Source organism: Blautia sp. AM42-2 (assembly GCF_003480245.1).
GTDB lineage: Bacteria > Bacillota > Clostridia > Lachnospirales > Lachnospiraceae > Fusicatenibacter > Fusicatenibacter saccharivorans.
On sequence record NZ_QUIM01000009.1, the window covers coordinates 120,561 to 134,348 of the forward strand.

Consider the following 13,788-nt stretch of genomic DNA (forward strand, 5'->3'; position numbering starts at 1 on the left):
ACGAAGGAGGTATGGTTACCTCCTTTTTGTCTGTATAGGAGAAAAATGGAATGAAGGAACGATTAAAAGTGGAACATCTTTCCGTCAGCTTTTTTACGGATGAGGGGGAAGTACAGGCGGTCCGCGATGTCAGCTTTTCCCTGAATGCAGGTGAGGTGCTCGCTGTTGTAGGCGAGTCAGGCTGCGGAAAAAGTGTGCTCTGCAAAAGCATTATGAAGCTGCTGCCGGAGAATGCAAAGATCAAAAACGGAAAAATTCTGGTCAATGGAGAAGAAATTGCAGGATACGGGGAGCGAAGAATGCGGGAACTGCGGGGAAAACTGTTCTCGATGGTTTTCCAGAATCCGATGACTTCCTTAAATCCGACGATGACAGTCGGAGCGCAGATTGCAGAGGCAGTGCGGGCGCATCAGAAAGACATGGGAAAAGAAGAAGTGGAACAGAGAGTGACAGAATTGATGCAGCTGGTGGGAATCGAGCAGGCAGAAGAGCGGAAAAAGGCATATCCGTATCACTTTTCCGGCGGAATGCGGCAGCGGATCGTACTGGCGATTGCGCTGGCGGGCAATCCGGAAATTCTGTTTGCTGATGAGCCGACGACAGCGCTGGATGTGACGATTCAGGCACAGATTCTGGACCTGCTTCGGGAAATTCAGAAAAAACTGGGAACGGCAACGGTCTTTGTCACACATGACCTTGGCGTTGTAGCGCGGATCGCAGACCGGGTAGCGGTCATGTATGCGGGAAAAATAGTAGAGATTGGAACCGTGGATGAGATTTTCTATGATCCCCGTCATCCGTATACGTGGGGACTGCTGCGTTCCATACCGGCGTTTTCGAGGGGAAAAGAAAGCCTGCCGTCTATCCCGGGAATGCCGCCGTCTCTTCTCCATCCGCCGAAGGGCGATGCCTTTGCCAGCCGCAATGCTTATGCGCTGGAAATTGATTTTGAGGAGGAGCCGCCGATGTTCCGGGTCACAGACAGCCATTATGCGGCAACATGGCTGCTGGATGAGAGAGCACCGAAGGTTGTGCCGCCGATAGGAGGAAACACAGATGGAACATGAGATTTTGCTGGATGTGCGTCATCTGACCCATATTTTTCCACTGTCCCGGAAAACAGCAGTCAAGGCAGTCGATGATGTATCGTTTCAGATTCGAAGAGGAGAAATTTTTGGACTGGTAGGAGAATCCGGTTCCGGAAAATCTACCGCTGCACGCTGTGTGATGAATATTTATCAGCCATATGCCGGCCAGATTTATTATAAAGGGATTGATACCTGCGACAGAGGCCAGTTCCGGAAAAATAAAAAAATGCTGCAGACGACACGCCAGATGATTTTTCAGGATTCCGGTTCCAGTCTGAATCAGAAGATGAAGGTCCGCGACATTATTGAGGAGCCGATGCGCGTGCAGAAAATCCGGCCGCTGCGGGGAAGCTATGAGGAGGAAGCCAGATTCCAGATGAAATACGTGGGGCTGGATCCGGAATATCTGAAAAAATATCCGGGAGAATTGTCCGGCGGACAGCGGCAGCGCGTTGCGATTGCACGGGCACTGACGATGGAGCCGGAGCTTCTGGTGGCGGATGAACCGATTGCATCGCTGGACGCGTCGATACAGGCACAGATTGTGAATCTGTTCCGTCATCTGCAGAAGGAGCACGGTTTTTCGTTTCTGTTTATTGCGCATGATCTGGATATGGTCGAATTTCTGTGTGACAGAGTAGGTGTGATGTACCATGGAAAACTGGTGGAGACCGGCCCGGCGCGGGCCGTGTTTGAAAATCCGCTGCATCCGTATACGAAAGCACTGATCGCGGCCATTCCGATTCCGGATCCGCGAAGGGAAAGAGCGAGAGCTGTACCGGATTTTTCCAATACAGAATTTCCCCGGACGGGAACACTGCGGGAAGTGGAAAAAGATCATTTTGTGCTGATGGAGGGAGGCGATGCAGGATGAAAAGCCGGAACAGAGTGCTTTACTATGGAAAAAAAGCAGCGGCATTTCTGGCAAGTGTTCTGCTGCTGTCTGTGCTCGTATTTTATATTTCAAGGCTTGCGCCGGGAGATCCGCTGGTATCATATTACGGAGACCGCGTGGAAAAAATGACGCCCGAAGAAAGAGCGTGGGCCGAAGAAAAATTGGGACTGAAGGATCCCATTTCCGTACAGTATATCCGCTGGGCAGGCAATGCACTGCATGGGGATTTCGGAATTTCGTACAAATATAAAATGGATGTAACGCGCGTGATCGAGGGAAGAATTGGAAATACGCTGGTGCTTGGCGGCATTGGATTTCTGCTGATTTTCACCCTCGCGCTGCTTCTTGGAATTCTCTGTGCATGGAAGGAAGATACTTGGCTGGACCGCATCATCTGTAAGGTGGGAACCATCACGGGATGTATTCCGGAATTCTGGCTGTCGCTGCTTCTGATTCTTGTTTTTTCCATGCAGCTCAAATGGCTGCCGAGTTCCGGTGCCTACTCTGTTGGAAAACAGGCAGATTTTTCTGACCGTGTCTGTCATCTGATCCTGCCGATGACGGTCGTAGTGCTGAGTCATTTGTGGTATTACGCATACATGATCCGCAATAAAATTCTGGATGAAGTGCGGGAAGAGTATGTGCTTCTGGCAAGAGCCAAGGGGCTGAAACGAAAGACGGTTCTGTTCCGGCATTGCCTGCGGAATACGATTCCGTCGTATCTTGGCATCATGGCCATTTCTGTTCCGCATGTGCTGGGGGGAACCTATATTGTAGAAACGGTTTTCTCGTATCCCGGTATCGGAACGCTGGCGTATGAGAGCGCACGGTACAAAGATTACAATCTTCTGATGCTGCTTTGCCTGATGTCCGGAATCGTTGTGATTCTGTGCAATATGGCGGCACAGATCATCAACGAGAGAATTGATCCGCGGATGCGGGAGAAAGAAGCGGCAGAAACATCGGAGGTAATGATGCTGTGACAGAAAAAACACAATTATTTCAATTTGCAGGAGAGAGGCCTGCAGAAAAAACAGAAGCAGAAAAAAAGAAAAAATGGTATCAGGACCGGCCGGTGGCAGCAGAGCTTTTTCTGGGTCTTCTTGTGCTGGGCTGCCTTTTCTGTGGGCAGATTATGACGAAGGATCCCTCGTATATGGATCTGAAAAACTGTTCCGTCATGCCGTGCCGGGAATTTCTGTTTGGAACCGATACGATGGGAAGAGATATTTTCTCGATGATCTGGTACGGCGGCAGAATATCGCTGGCGATCGGTCTGCTTTCTACGCTGATTTCCACTGTGATTGCCGTTCTCTTCGGCGCAGTCAGCGGATGTGCACCGGCGTGGCTGGACGCACTTCTGATGCGGCTGACCGAGATCTTTTTGTCGGTGCCGAATCTTCTTCTTGTCATTTTTCTTCTGGCCGCTGCGGGAAAATCCAATGTGATTACGATTTCTGCCGTGATCGGAATGACAAGCTGGACAAGCATTACAAAGGTTGTGCGGACCGAAGTACGGCAGATCCGGAACAGTGAATACGTGATTGCGTCGCGCTGTATGGGAGGCAGTTTTTTCTATATTTTATGGCACCATCTGGCACCGAACTTTTTTTCGTCTATTATGTTTATGGTGGTTATGAACATCCGAAGTGCGATTGTAGCAGAATCCACACTGAGTTTTATGGGAATCGGTCTTCCGCTGGAGGTGATTTCCTGGGGCAGCATGCTGTCACTTTCGGAAAAAGCGCTGATGACAAAGGCATGGTGGATCATTCTGATCCCGGGTGTTTTTCTGATTGTGACGCTGCTTAGTTTTACAAGCATTGGAAATTATCTGCGGAAGCAGGCAAACAGAAAACAGAGAAATCTGTGAGCTGTTCAGAGAGGCTGCGGTCTGTGGGGAATCCCTGCAGACTGCAGCTTTTTTGTCTTGCAATCAAATACAGGGATTGCTATAGTGAAAAGCAGAAAGAGTATTTTTAATACCTAAAAAAAAACAGCGGGAGGAGAAGGAAATGCTGAAGAGTCAGGAAATGCGGAAACTTGCACCGGAGATGGATCCGCTCCGGATTGGAACAGGATGGAAAAAAGAGGATCTTGAAAAACCGCAGATTATGGTGGAGAGTACGTACGGGGACAGCCATCCGGGAAGCGGCCACTTAAATCTGCTGGTCGAGGAAGTGCGGAAAGGCGTTGCGGAAGCGGGGGGCTTCGGGGCGCGGTATTTCTGCACCGACATCTGTGACGGCGAGAGCCAGGGAACGGACGGCATCAACTACAGTCTTGCGAGCCGCGAGATGATTGCCAATATGATCGAGATCCACGCGAATGCGACACCGTTTGACGGCGGCGTCTATCTGTCGAGCTGCGACAAGGGTATGCCGGGCAATCTGATCGGCCTTGCGCGTGTCGATATTCCGGCGATTGTTGTGCCAGGCGGAACGATGAATGCGGGACCGGAGATGCTGACACTGGAGCAGCTTGGCATGTACAGCGCAAAATTTGAGCGCGGTGAGATCGACGAGGAGAAGCTCGACTGGGCGAAATGCAATGCCTGCCCGAGCTGCGGTGCCTGTTCGTTTATCGGAACGGCATCCACGATGCAGATCATGGCGGAGGCACTCGGCCTTGCCCTGCCTGGAAGCGCTCTGATGCCGGCGACAAGCCCGGATCTTCTGGCATATGCACGGGAGGCAGGCCGCCAGGCGGTAAAACTGGCACAGATGGAGCATATGCGGCCAAGCGATCTTGTGACGAAAGAGAGTTTTGAGAATGCGATTCTTGTCCACGCGGCAATTTCGGGAAGCACAAACTGCCTGCTGCACATCCCGGCCATTGCGCATGAGTTGGGCATCGAGATCACCGGCGACACATTCGATCGTCTGCACCGCAATGCGCGGTATCTGCTCGATGTCCGCCCGGCAGGAAGATGGCCGGCAGAGTGCTTCTATTATGCGGGCGGCGTTCCGGCGATTATGGAAGAAATCAAAGATCATCTGCATCTCAATGTGATGACGGTGACTGGAAAGACGCTCGGAGAAAATCTGGCGGAGCTTCGTGAAAATGGATTTTATGAGAAGTGCAGCGGATGGCTCGCAAAATTCAATGAGCGGTATGGAACTTCGATTACAAAAGAAGATATTATCCGCCCGTATGACAAGGCGATCGGAACGGACGGCAGCATCGCTGTTCTGCGCGGAAACCTTGCGCCGGAGGGAGCCGTCATCAAACACACGGCCTGCCCGAAAGAAATGTTCCACGCCGTCCTCCGTGCCCGACCGTTCGACAGCGAGGAGGAGTGCCTCGATGCCGTGCTGAAACATAAAGTACAGAAAGGCGACGCCGTCTTCATCCGCTACGAAGGCCCGAAAGGCAGCGGTATGCCGGAGATGTTCTATACTTCCGAGGCAATCAGCAGCGACAAAGAGCTTGGAAAGAGCATCGCGCTTATCACCGACGGCCGTTTCTCTGGCGCCTCCACCGGCCCGGTCATCGGCCACTGCAGTCCCGAAGCTGTAGACGGCGGCCCGATCGCACTCGTCGAGGAAGGGGATTTGATTGAGATTGATGTGAAGGAACGAAAACTTAACATCATCGGAATCGCCGGTGAGCGCAAGTCCATGGAAGAAATCGATGCGATCTTAAAAGAACGCCGCCAAAACTGGAAACCGCGCGAGCCGAAATACAAAAAAGGCGTACTCCGTCTTTTCAGCCTCCACGCAGCAAGCCCGATGAAAGGGGCGTATCTGGAGTACTAAAAATACTTGCGTTTTTCTGGGATGGTCTTTAGAAGTTAAGGCAGAGCAAAAAATGGAGGAAGGAGCAACAGAAAAACAAGTGAAAGAAAATATCTAAAAAACAAACGGTTCCTGTATAATGTTGCATCTCTTCAGAAAATGGTCGGAAGTCCAGATTCTGTCCAGAAGAATGTGGTGCTGGAGAACAATTCGCTGTCGGCGGAGCAGATTACCGGTGTGGAAAACCGAAAGAGCAAGGCAGGCGAAGCCGTTCTTCCGGTACTGCGCAGTGTTTCGCTGTTTCTTCTCGGGCTGCTTGGCGTGCTTCTGATTCTGCTGACGCTGCTTGTGATTGCGGCGGAGGCGGCGCGGATCATCTGCCTTGGACCGGCGGCAAAGAAACAGCAGCAACCGATGCAGAACTCGCCCGCAGATTTCCGGCGGTCGAGCCAGGCGAATATACGCGTGTCTGCCATCTGATCGAGAAACATATCTACGGTGAGATTCTGCTGTCTCCTTATGAGGAACGTACGCTGAACCATTTTCTGGAAAAGCTGATGGAGCCGGTACCGGGCTGCAGCTGGAAAATGCGGCTGAAGCTGCGCTATGCGTGTCTGCGCCGTGTGAATACGAAGAAAAAGAAGAGAAAGCACAGCGCTTTCCAGCAAAAATAAGGGTTAGGAAAACAAATGAAAAGAGGGATTTTACCATGAAATTTGTAACATTTAATATTCGCTGTGATTTTGGCCAGGATGGAGCCAATAATTTTATCTACCGCAGACCTCTGATTCTGGAAAAAATCAGACAGGAAAAGCCGGATATCATCGGTTTTCAGGAGGTACTGCCGCATGTGGCTGCCTGGCTGAAGGAAAATCTGACGGAATATTACATTGCCGGATGTGGAAGAGAAAAGGATCTGACCGGTGAGGCAATGATCATTGCCTATCGGAAAGAACGTTTTCAGAGTGTGAGCCTGGAAACCTTCTGGCTGTCACCGACACCGTACGTGCCGGGATCCCGCTATCCGGTACAGAGTATGTGCCCGCGTACTGCGACGGATGTGGTATTTGAGGATATGGAGACCGGAAAAGTGTTCCGCGTCATCAACACCCATCTGGATCACGAGTGCGCCGGGGCGAGAAAGCTTGGCCTGGAGCAGATTCTCGCACATCTGAGAGCAGAGAAAGCATTTGCCGATGTGCCGGTGATTCTTAGCGGCGACTTCAATGCCGAGCCGGACAGCGAAGAGATGAAACCGCTGAGGGAAACTGCCGGTCTTGTGAATGCGACGGAAGGAATCGGCATTACCTTCCACAACTATCATCGCGATGATCCGAATGATCCGCAGTGCTCGATTGACTACATCATTCTCAAAGGGGACTGGGAACTGAAAAAGGTGGAAAAATGGACGGAGCAGAAGGACGGTGTGTGCCTTTCTGATCATTATCCGATCTGTGCGGAACTTATTTAAAATATGGATGCAAGAGGCGGCCGCCGGGAGAAAAAATCTTCTGGCGGCGTTTTTTTACGATAGTTATAGGAAAAACTTATAACAAGTCAAAGAAAAAAGGGAATATACAAACGCCGCATTTTCTGTTATGATAGGTTACGTTACAAAACCTATCAGATTAGTATAGAAAGAAAAATTACGAAATAACAGGAGATTATTCATATGGCAAGAGGAATTGACACAAAATGTATCCATTTAGAAGAAGACGAGGGACAGTGTAGCCATTACGGCGCACTCAGCTACCCGATTTATCAGACCGCAACGTATGCGCATCCGGGCGTAGGACAGAGCACCGGATTTGATTACAGCAGACTGCAGAACCCGACCAGAGAGCATCTGGAAAAAATGGTGGCTGTGCTGGAAAACGGAATTGACGCATTTGCATTAAGCTCCGGCATGGCAGCGATCTCTCTTCTGATGGAGCTGTTCCGCCCGGGGGACCACATCATTGCGGACTCCGATTTGTACGGCGGCAGCATTCGTCTGTTCCACCACGTGAATGAGAAAAACGGCGTTGAATTTTCCGGTATTGACTGCTGTCGTGATGACGTGGAAAGCTATGTGAAAGAAAATACAAAAGCCATCTACATCGAGACCCCGACGAACCCGATGATGAACGTAACCGATATCAGAAAGATGGCAGATATCGCAAAACGCCACAACCTGATTCTGATTGTGGACAACACCTTTATGTCCCCGTATTTTCAGAATCCGCTCGATCTCGGTGCGGACGTTGTGATTCACAGCGGCACGAAATACCTGAGTGGTCACAACGATACACTGGCAGGCTTTATCGTGACGAACCGCGAAGATATTCAGGAAAAACTGCGTTTCCTGATCAAGACAACAGGTGCAGGCCTTGCTCCGTTTGACTGCTGGCTGGTACTGCGCGGCATGAAGACGCTTGGCATCCGCATGGAACGCTCCCAGGAGAATGCAAAACAGATTGCCGCATGGCTGCAGCAACAGAAAGCAGTCACAAGAGTGATTTATCCGGGACTGCCGGATCACCCGGGCTATGAGATTATGAAAAAACAGGCAAGAGGCTTCGGTGCCATGCTGACAATCCAGCTCGAGAGCAAAGAGTTTGCCCTTGCCATTCTGGAAAAGGTAAGAATGATCCGTTTCGCAGAGAGCCTCGGCGGCGTGGAGACACTCGTTACGTATCCGACGACGCAGACACATGCCGATGTGCCGAAGGAAATCCGTGAGCGGAACGGAATTACGGAGAGCACCCTTCGTTTTTCCGTCGGAATTGAAAATATCGAGGACCTGATCGGCGAGCTTACGAAGGTCTTTGCAGAAATCGAGGAAGAGAAAAATGGCGGAAAGAAATCTTGATTTTGACAGAATCATCAACCGAAAAAATACAGACTGTTTAAAATATGACTTTGCAGTAAAACGCGGCATGCCATCCGATGTGCTGCCGCTGTGGGTGGCGGACATGGACTTTGAGACATCCTCCTACATCGAGGATGCGCTGGTAGAGCGTGCGAAAATGGGCATTTACGGCTACAGCGATGCGCAGACTCCGTATTTTGAGGCCGTTGCGGGATGGATGAAACGTCATCACAACTGGCAGCCGAAAGAAGAATGGCTGATCAAAACGCCAGGCGTTGTATTTGCACTTGCGATGGCAGTCAAGGCTTACACCGCGCCCGGGGATGCCGTGCTGATCCAGTCACCGGTTTACTATCCATTTTCGGAAGTCATTGCGGATAACGGCAGAAGAGTTGTCAGCAGCACGCTGGTGCTCGGCGATGATAACCGCTATCACATGGATGTGGCGGATTTCGAGGAGAAGCTGAAAGCTGAAAACGTAAAGCTCTTTTTCCTCTGCAATCCGCACAATCCGGTCGGAAGAGTCTGGACGAAAGATGAGCTGACGGCGATCGGCGATCTCTGCGTGCAGTACGGCGTGACCGTTGTAAGTGATGAGATCCATGGAGATTTCATTTTTAAGGGCGAGCATCAGGTGTTTGCTGCGATCAAAAAAGAGTACGAGGACATCACGATCACCTGCACCGCGCCGAGTAAGACATTCAATCTGGCAAGTATGATGATGTCAAACATCTTTATCGCCAACCCGGAACTCCGTGCGAAATTCCGGAAACAGCTCGATGCAGCCGGAACGAGCCAGCTTGGCGTGATGGGGCTGGTGGCATGCGAGACGGCATATAATAAGGGCGAGGAGTGGTATGAGGCAATGCTTTCCTATGTGAAGGCAAATGCAGAATTTACAAGGCAGTATGTGGAGGAGCAGCTTCCGGGCGTGAAGATGATCGACCTGGAGGGAACATATCTCGTATGGCTCGATTTCCGCAAGACGGGGCTTTCCGTCGATGAACTGGAGGATCTGATGATCAACAAAGCAAAACTCTGGCTGGACAGCGGAAAGATCTTCGGAGACAGCGGACGCGGTTTCCAACGGATCAACATCGCCTGCCCGCGCGCAACCCTGACCGAGGCACTGGAGCGGATTCGGGATGCGATGAAAAGCAGATAAAGCCACACCGATGAGATGCGTAGCATTTTGGAAGTTGGCTCTGAACAGTGACGAAAACATGTTGAAAAGGCGTAGCTTACGGAACATCTTTTTGGGAGATATGATTTTTTTTGTGTCTCCGGTAGAGAAAGAAGAAAGCTGCGCCTCCGCATATCAAAACGAGTACTTTCACCGGAATCTGATATACCGGATACACAGAGGTATAAATGCAATGATATTCTGGCGAAGAAACTTCGCTTTCCTCAGCAGGGCTCGGGCTCCAGGAAAAAGATGCCAGAATTCGAAAATATTTTTTATCAGAAGAAAACTGGCTATAAGGAAGATAAAAATCTGGATTTCCAGGCGTTGTGATTTTCCGTTCCAGCGTCCAGGGTTCTTCCGTGCTGTTCCGAGTCCACAATTCTGCTTTTTCTAATTCAAAAAGATACATCAGTGGATCTGTCTCCAGACGGATAAAGTCTTCTTTCGCAGTTCTTACCTGGGTTATATTTTGAAAATCGAAAACTGTCTGATATAACAAAGAACGATCTGATTTTTCCTGATAGGTGAGTACATTTGCGGCATACAGATCTTGGAAACTTTTTGTCTTTTCAGATCGTTTAAAAAAATAGAAATCGATAGGTTTGGAAGAAGTTTTTCGATACTCGTTTTCTAAACTGGATTCTATTGGCGAAGCATTTTCCGGTACGTTTTCTTTTAAGAAAGAGCACAATACCGTATCGTCATTTTCGAATGCAGTGTCTGCTTTGACTGGAACAGAAAAACAGAATAACAGGGTGAAAAATAAAAATTTGATTTTTTTCATAATGAGTTACCTCTTATTTATGGCTTTATTCAGTTGATGCCGGATTTAAAAGTTTTTTTGAATTAATATATTCAAAATGTTTACCTCCACTTTTTAAGTCATCCACAATGAACTGCATGACGTCATCATCCAGCTTTTCTATTTCCTTTTGTGGCATTCCGGTTTTTAACTAGGTATGCTTTGTTGGATAAAACAACATTATTATCTGCCTTTACATTGCAAATTCCCATATTTAAGGACAGAATACAACAAATAAAAAATGCAAGACATGTTTTTAATTTTTTCATGATGAGTGGTCTCCGTTCATAAGTATTGTTGGATGGGTTTTGTTTTTTATTTATCCTTAGATTAGTGCACTATCTGAAAAGTAAATTCGTTCGTTAATATGGATGATAAAATAGAAAATTAATAAAAATACTTGTAATTATTATATAAATATATGAAAAACAAATCAATAGTCAAAAAACATATAAATAAATATATGAATTTGTAAAAAACAACGATTTTGTAAAAAGAATGTAATTTTAGAAGAGATATATACGTATAAGAAAAATAAAACGTGATTTTAATTTGCAGTGATATGGATTCTATGATATAGTGTGGTAAAGTGATGCTGTGAAAAAAACAAAAAACCCGTCGGCAAACAAGGCGGGCAGCGCAGGAAAGGGGATCATAACAATGTATATTACATGTCTGGATGTAGAAGGAGTACTGGTACCGGAGATCTGGATCGCATTTGCGGAGGCAAGCGGAATCCCGGAACTAAAAAAAACGACACGTGACGAGCCGGATTACGATAAACTGATGAGATGGAGACTTGGAATCTTAAAAGAGCACGGCCTTGGACTGAAAGAAATTCAGGCTACGATTGAAAAGATCGACCCGCTGCCGGGCGCAAGAGAGTTCCTCGACGAGCTGCGCACCTTCTCCCAGGTGATCCTGATCAGCGATACCTTTACGGAGTTTGCCGCACCGCTGATGAAAAAACTGGGCTATCCGACGCTGTTCTGCAACTCTCTGGAAGTAGCAGACAACGGAGAGATCACAGGTTTTAAGATGAGAGTCGAGCAGTCGAAGCTTACGACTGTAAAAGCACTGCAGTCCATCGGATTTGAGACGATCGCAAGCGGTGATTCCTACAATGACCTTGGCATGATTCAGGCAAGCAAAGCAGGATTTCTGTTCCGCTCGACCGACAAAATTAAAGCCGACTATCCGCAGATTCCGGCGTATGAGACGTATGAGGAGCTGCTTGGTGCGATCAAAAAGGCAATGGAGGAGAAGTAAACAAAAAAGGTGATTTCCGGAGGCTGCGACGAACGGTCAGGAAAACAGAAATATGGGGGTTTTATTACATGAGAAGAAGAATTCAGGTAGAAGCAGAAAAACCACAATTCTGCGTCACAACAGGAATTACATTTGCACAGGCGGATGCCTGGTTTGGAAATACGGTGCAGGATTTGAAGCTGGATTTGATTTACCCACGGGATAACACCAGAAAATACCCGTGTGTGGTATGGATTTGCGGAGGGGCCTGGATCCAGATGGACCGCTCGGCACATCTTGCCTATCTGTCCGTACTGGCACAGCAGGGATTCGTTGTTGCATCGGTAGAATACCGCACAAGCAATGAGGCAAAATTTCCGGCACCGCTGCAGGATGTGAAAGCAGGAATCCGTTATCTGCGTGCACATGCCGATCGCTTCAACATTGATCCGGACCGCATCGGTGTGATGGGAGAGTCTGCGGGCGGTTATCTGACCTGCATGGCAGCGCTTGCGACAGATCCCGTTTATGATGTGGGAGAAAATCTGGAATATTCCAGTGCCGTACAGGCCGCCTGCCCGTGGTACCCGCCGACCGATTTCCGCGGATTCCAGTACAGTGATCCGGAGCAGTGTGCGGCATCTCCGGAGTCCCTTCTGATGGGCAAAAACGTGATGCGCCATCCGGAAGAAGCACTCGCATGCTGTCCGGTCAGCTTCGTGACAAAAGCCGCACCGCCGTTTCTGATCATCCACGGAGAGGATGACCATACCGTTCCGTTCGGACAGGGAGAGGAATTGCACGATGAGCTGGAAAAAGCGGGATGTGACGTCACACTGCTTTCGATCGAGGATGCCAACCACGCAGATCTCCATTTCTTCCAGAAGGAAGTGTGGGACGAAATCTGTGCATTCTTCCGCGCAAAACTGTAAAAGAAAAATAGCAGAACGAAAGTGAAGTGAAATGCTCCCTTCTGAACAGACAGGTGAAAGAAGAAAAACTTGTCATTTAGGAAGGAGCATTTCACTTTCAACATTTTGTTCTGCTTTTTTGATGTGTTTTATCCAATGCGTCGTAAAACCCCTTGCTTTAGCTATAGGGATATAAGACGCGTCCATCGAATTTACGCAAGTAATTGAGATGGACAAAATAGTGGTTGTATTAAATGGAAAAATATAGTATAATACAAACATGAACACAACATATAAATCAAACAATAATGTCGTCTATTCCTGTAAATACCATGTAGTATGGTGTCCCAAATATAGACGAAAAGTATTAACGAACGGTGTAGATGTCCGGCTAAAGGAGCTGCTCACAGAGTATGCTGCAAATCTTTCTGTAGACATTCTGGAAATGGAGATCATGCCAGACCATGTTCATATGCTGCTGGAAGTAGACCCTCAGTTTGGAATCCACAAAGCTGTAAAATCGTTCAAAGGCTATACGTCCAGAATTTTAAGACAGGAATTTCCCTATCTGAAAACGAAAATGCCGACCCTCTGGACAAACAGCTATTTTGTATCAACGGTGGGCGGTGCTCCGCTGGAAGCAGTAAAACAGTATATCGAAAACCAGAAAACATCGCAGAGACAAAAGGATAAGATGGGATAATGCAAAAAGGAATCAAATTCAGAATCTACCCGAACAGAGAACAGAAAAACTTCATCCATCAGACACTGGGATGCTGCCGGTTTATCTATAACCGGGGACTTGCCATGCGTAAGGAAGGCTATGAAAAAGGGGAAAAAATCGGCTATGGCCAGACTTCTGCCATGCTGACGGAACTGAAAAAGCAGGAAGAGTTTGCTTTTCTGAAAGAAGTCGATTCCATCGCATTACAGCAGTCATTGCGGGATCTTGACCGGGGATTTGTAAACTTTTTTCAAAAAAGGGCGTCCCATCCAACTTTCAAAAGCAAACATAACCATTTTCAGTCGTACAGAACGGTAAATCAAAAAGACAACATTCGTATCGTGGG

The 13,788-nt window shown here is 48.4% G+C and carries 15 protein-coding genes; 13 read left to right on the plus strand and 2 right to left on the minus strand.

Annotation, left to right across the window (positions count from 1 at the left end; translation table 11 throughout):
* Positions 1-50: 50 nt before the first annotated feature.
* The 9 genes from DW915_RS11165 to DW915_RS11205 all read left to right on the plus strand — a co-directional run bounded on the left by DW915_RS11165 (position 51) and on the right by DW915_RS11205 (position 9,736).
* Complete coding sequence (locus DW915_RS11165) at positions 51-1,067, plus strand: ABC transporter ATP-binding protein (RefSeq protein ID WP_055227871.1); 1,017 nt, start codon at positions 51-53, stop codon at positions 1,065-1,067.
* Positions 1,057-1,962 carry an ATP-binding cassette domain-containing protein gene (locus tag DW915_RS11170; protein WP_118601275.1) on the plus strand — a complete coding sequence of 302 codons (906 nt, stop codon included), beginning with the start codon at positions 1,057-1,059 and terminating at the stop codon, positions 1,960-1,962. The genes DW915_RS11165 and DW915_RS11170 overlap by 11 nt, the downstream gene beginning before the upstream one ends.
* Positions 1,959-2,966 (plus strand): ABC transporter permease, encoded by a 1,008-nt coding sequence (locus tag DW915_RS11175; RefSeq protein WP_118660579.1) that lies wholly within the window; start codon positions 1,959-1,961, stop codon positions 2,964-2,966. Before DW915_RS11170 ends, DW915_RS11175 begins: the two co-directional genes overlap by 4 nt.
* Positions 2,963-3,856, plus strand: a complete 894-nt coding sequence (locus DW915_RS11180) for an ABC transporter permease (RefSeq protein ID WP_118742145.1) — start codon at positions 2,963-2,965, stop codon at positions 3,854-3,856. Before DW915_RS11175 ends, DW915_RS11180 begins: the two co-directional genes overlap by 4 nt.
* A gap of 142 nt (positions 3,857-3,998) precedes the next feature.
* Positions 3,999-5,741, plus strand: a complete 1,743-nt coding sequence (gene ilvD / locus DW915_RS11185) for a dihydroxy-acid dehydratase (RefSeq protein WP_118742146.1) — start codon at positions 3,999-4,001, stop codon at positions 5,739-5,741.
* Positions 5,742-5,915: 174 nt separating this feature from the next.
* Complete coding sequence (locus DW915_RS11190; protein ID WP_147398433.1) at positions 5,916-6,200, plus strand: hypothetical protein; 285 nt, start codon at positions 5,916-5,918, stop codon at positions 6,198-6,200.
* Between the two features lie 229 nt (positions 6,201-6,429).
* The gene (locus tag DW915_RS11195) at positions 6,430-7,191 is read left to right on the plus strand and encodes an endonuclease/exonuclease/phosphatase family protein (RefSeq protein ID WP_022462537.1); all 762 of its coding nucleotides are present in this window, start codon (positions 6,430-6,432) and stop codon (positions 7,189-7,191) included.
* A 201-nt stretch (positions 7,192-7,392) separates the two neighbouring features.
* Positions 7,393-8,571 carry a trans-sulfuration enzyme family protein gene (locus DW915_RS11200; RefSeq protein ID WP_118742148.1) on the plus strand — a complete coding sequence of 393 codons (1,179 nt, stop codon included), beginning with the start codon at positions 7,393-7,395 and terminating at the stop codon, positions 8,569-8,571.
* Positions 8,552-9,736 carry a MalY/PatB family protein gene (locus DW915_RS11205; protein ID WP_118742149.1) on the plus strand — a complete coding sequence of 395 codons (1,185 nt, stop codon included), beginning with the start codon at positions 8,552-8,554 and terminating at the stop codon, positions 9,734-9,736. The genes DW915_RS11200 and DW915_RS11205 overlap by 20 nt, the downstream gene beginning before the upstream one ends.
* Positions 9,737-9,812: 76 nt before the next feature.
* On the opposite strand, the gene DW915_RS11210 is transcribed toward DW915_RS11205, so the two are convergent.
* Positions 9,813-10,541: a hypothetical protein gene (locus DW915_RS11210; protein WP_022462534.1), complete on the minus strand. Its 729-nt coding sequence runs from the start codon at positions 10,539-10,541 to the stop codon at positions 9,813-9,815.
* Positions 10,542-10,666: 125 nt separating this feature from the next.
* Positions 10,667-10,828: a hypothetical protein gene (locus tag DW915_RS15770; protein ID WP_158581056.1), complete on the minus strand. Its 162-nt coding sequence runs from the start codon at positions 10,826-10,828 to the stop codon at positions 10,667-10,669.
* Between the two features lie 391 nt (positions 10,829-11,219).
* Between DW915_RS15770 and thrH the strand changes: the two genes are divergently transcribed.
* The 4 genes from thrH to DW915_RS11230 all read left to right on the plus strand — a co-directional run.
* Complete coding sequence (gene thrH / locus DW915_RS11215) at positions 11,220-11,828, plus strand: bifunctional phosphoserine phosphatase/homoserine phosphotransferase ThrH (protein WP_117510974.1); 609 nt, start codon at positions 11,220-11,222, stop codon at positions 11,826-11,828.
* A 68-nt stretch (positions 11,829-11,896) separates the two neighbouring features.
* A complete protein-coding gene (locus DW915_RS11220) occupies positions 11,897-12,739 on the plus strand; it encodes an alpha/beta hydrolase (protein ID WP_118742150.1) in 843 nt (280 codons plus the stop codon).
* 259 nt (positions 12,740-12,998) lie between these two features.
* Positions 12,999-13,421 carry an IS200/IS605 family transposase gene (tnpA, locus tag DW915_RS11225; protein ID WP_118720243.1) on the plus strand — a complete coding sequence of 141 codons (423 nt, stop codon included), beginning with the start codon at positions 12,999-13,001 and terminating at the stop codon, positions 13,419-13,421.
* Positions 13,421-13,788: RNA-guided endonuclease TnpB family protein (locus tag DW915_RS11230; protein WP_147398434.1), on the plus strand; the 368-nt coding region annotated here is incomplete at its 3' end. The genes tnpA and DW915_RS11230, both read left to right, overlap by 1 nt.

Coding starts and splice junctions, on each gene's coding strand:
- DW915_RS11195 (WP_022462537.1), top strand. CDS start 6,430: ATGAAATTTGTAACATTTAATATTCGCTGTGATTTTGGCCAGGATGGA.
- DW915_RS11200 (WP_118742148.1), top strand. CDS start 7,393: ATGGCAAGAGGAATTGACACAAAATGTATCCATTTAGAAGAAGACGAG.
- thrH (WP_117510974.1), top strand. CDS start 11,220: ATGTATATTACATGTCTGGATGTAGAAGGAGTACTGGTACCGGAGATC.
- ilvD (WP_118742146.1), top strand. CDS start 3,999: ATGCTGAAGAGTCAGGAAATGCGGAAACTTGCACCGGAGATGGATCCG.
- DW915_RS15770 (WP_158581056.1), bottom strand. CDS start 10,828: ATGAAAAAATTAAAAACATGTCTTGCATTTTTTATTTGTTGTATTCTG.
- DW915_RS11220 (WP_118742150.1), top strand. CDS start 11,897: ATGAGAAGAAGAATTCAGGTAGAAGCAGAAAAACCACAATTCTGCGTC.
- DW915_RS11170 (WP_118601275.1), top strand. CDS start 1,057: ATGGAACATGAGATTTTGCTGGATGTGCGTCATCTGACCCATATTTTT.
- DW915_RS11205 (WP_118742149.1), top strand. CDS start 8,552: ATGGCGGAAAGAAATCTTGATTTTGACAGAATCATCAACCGAAAAAAT.
- DW915_RS11175 (WP_118660579.1), top strand. CDS start 1,959: ATGAAAAGCCGGAACAGAGTGCTTTACTATGGAAAAAAAGCAGCGGCA.
- DW915_RS11165 (WP_055227871.1), top strand. CDS start 51: ATGAAGGAACGATTAAAAGTGGAACATCTTTCCGTCAGCTTTTTTACG.
- tnpA (WP_118720243.1), top strand. CDS start 12,999: ATGAACACAACATATAAATCAAACAATAATGTCGTCTATTCCTGTAAA.
- DW915_RS11210 (WP_022462534.1), bottom strand. CDS start 10,541: ATGAAAAAAATCAAATTTTTATTTTTCACCCTGTTATTCTGTTTTTCT.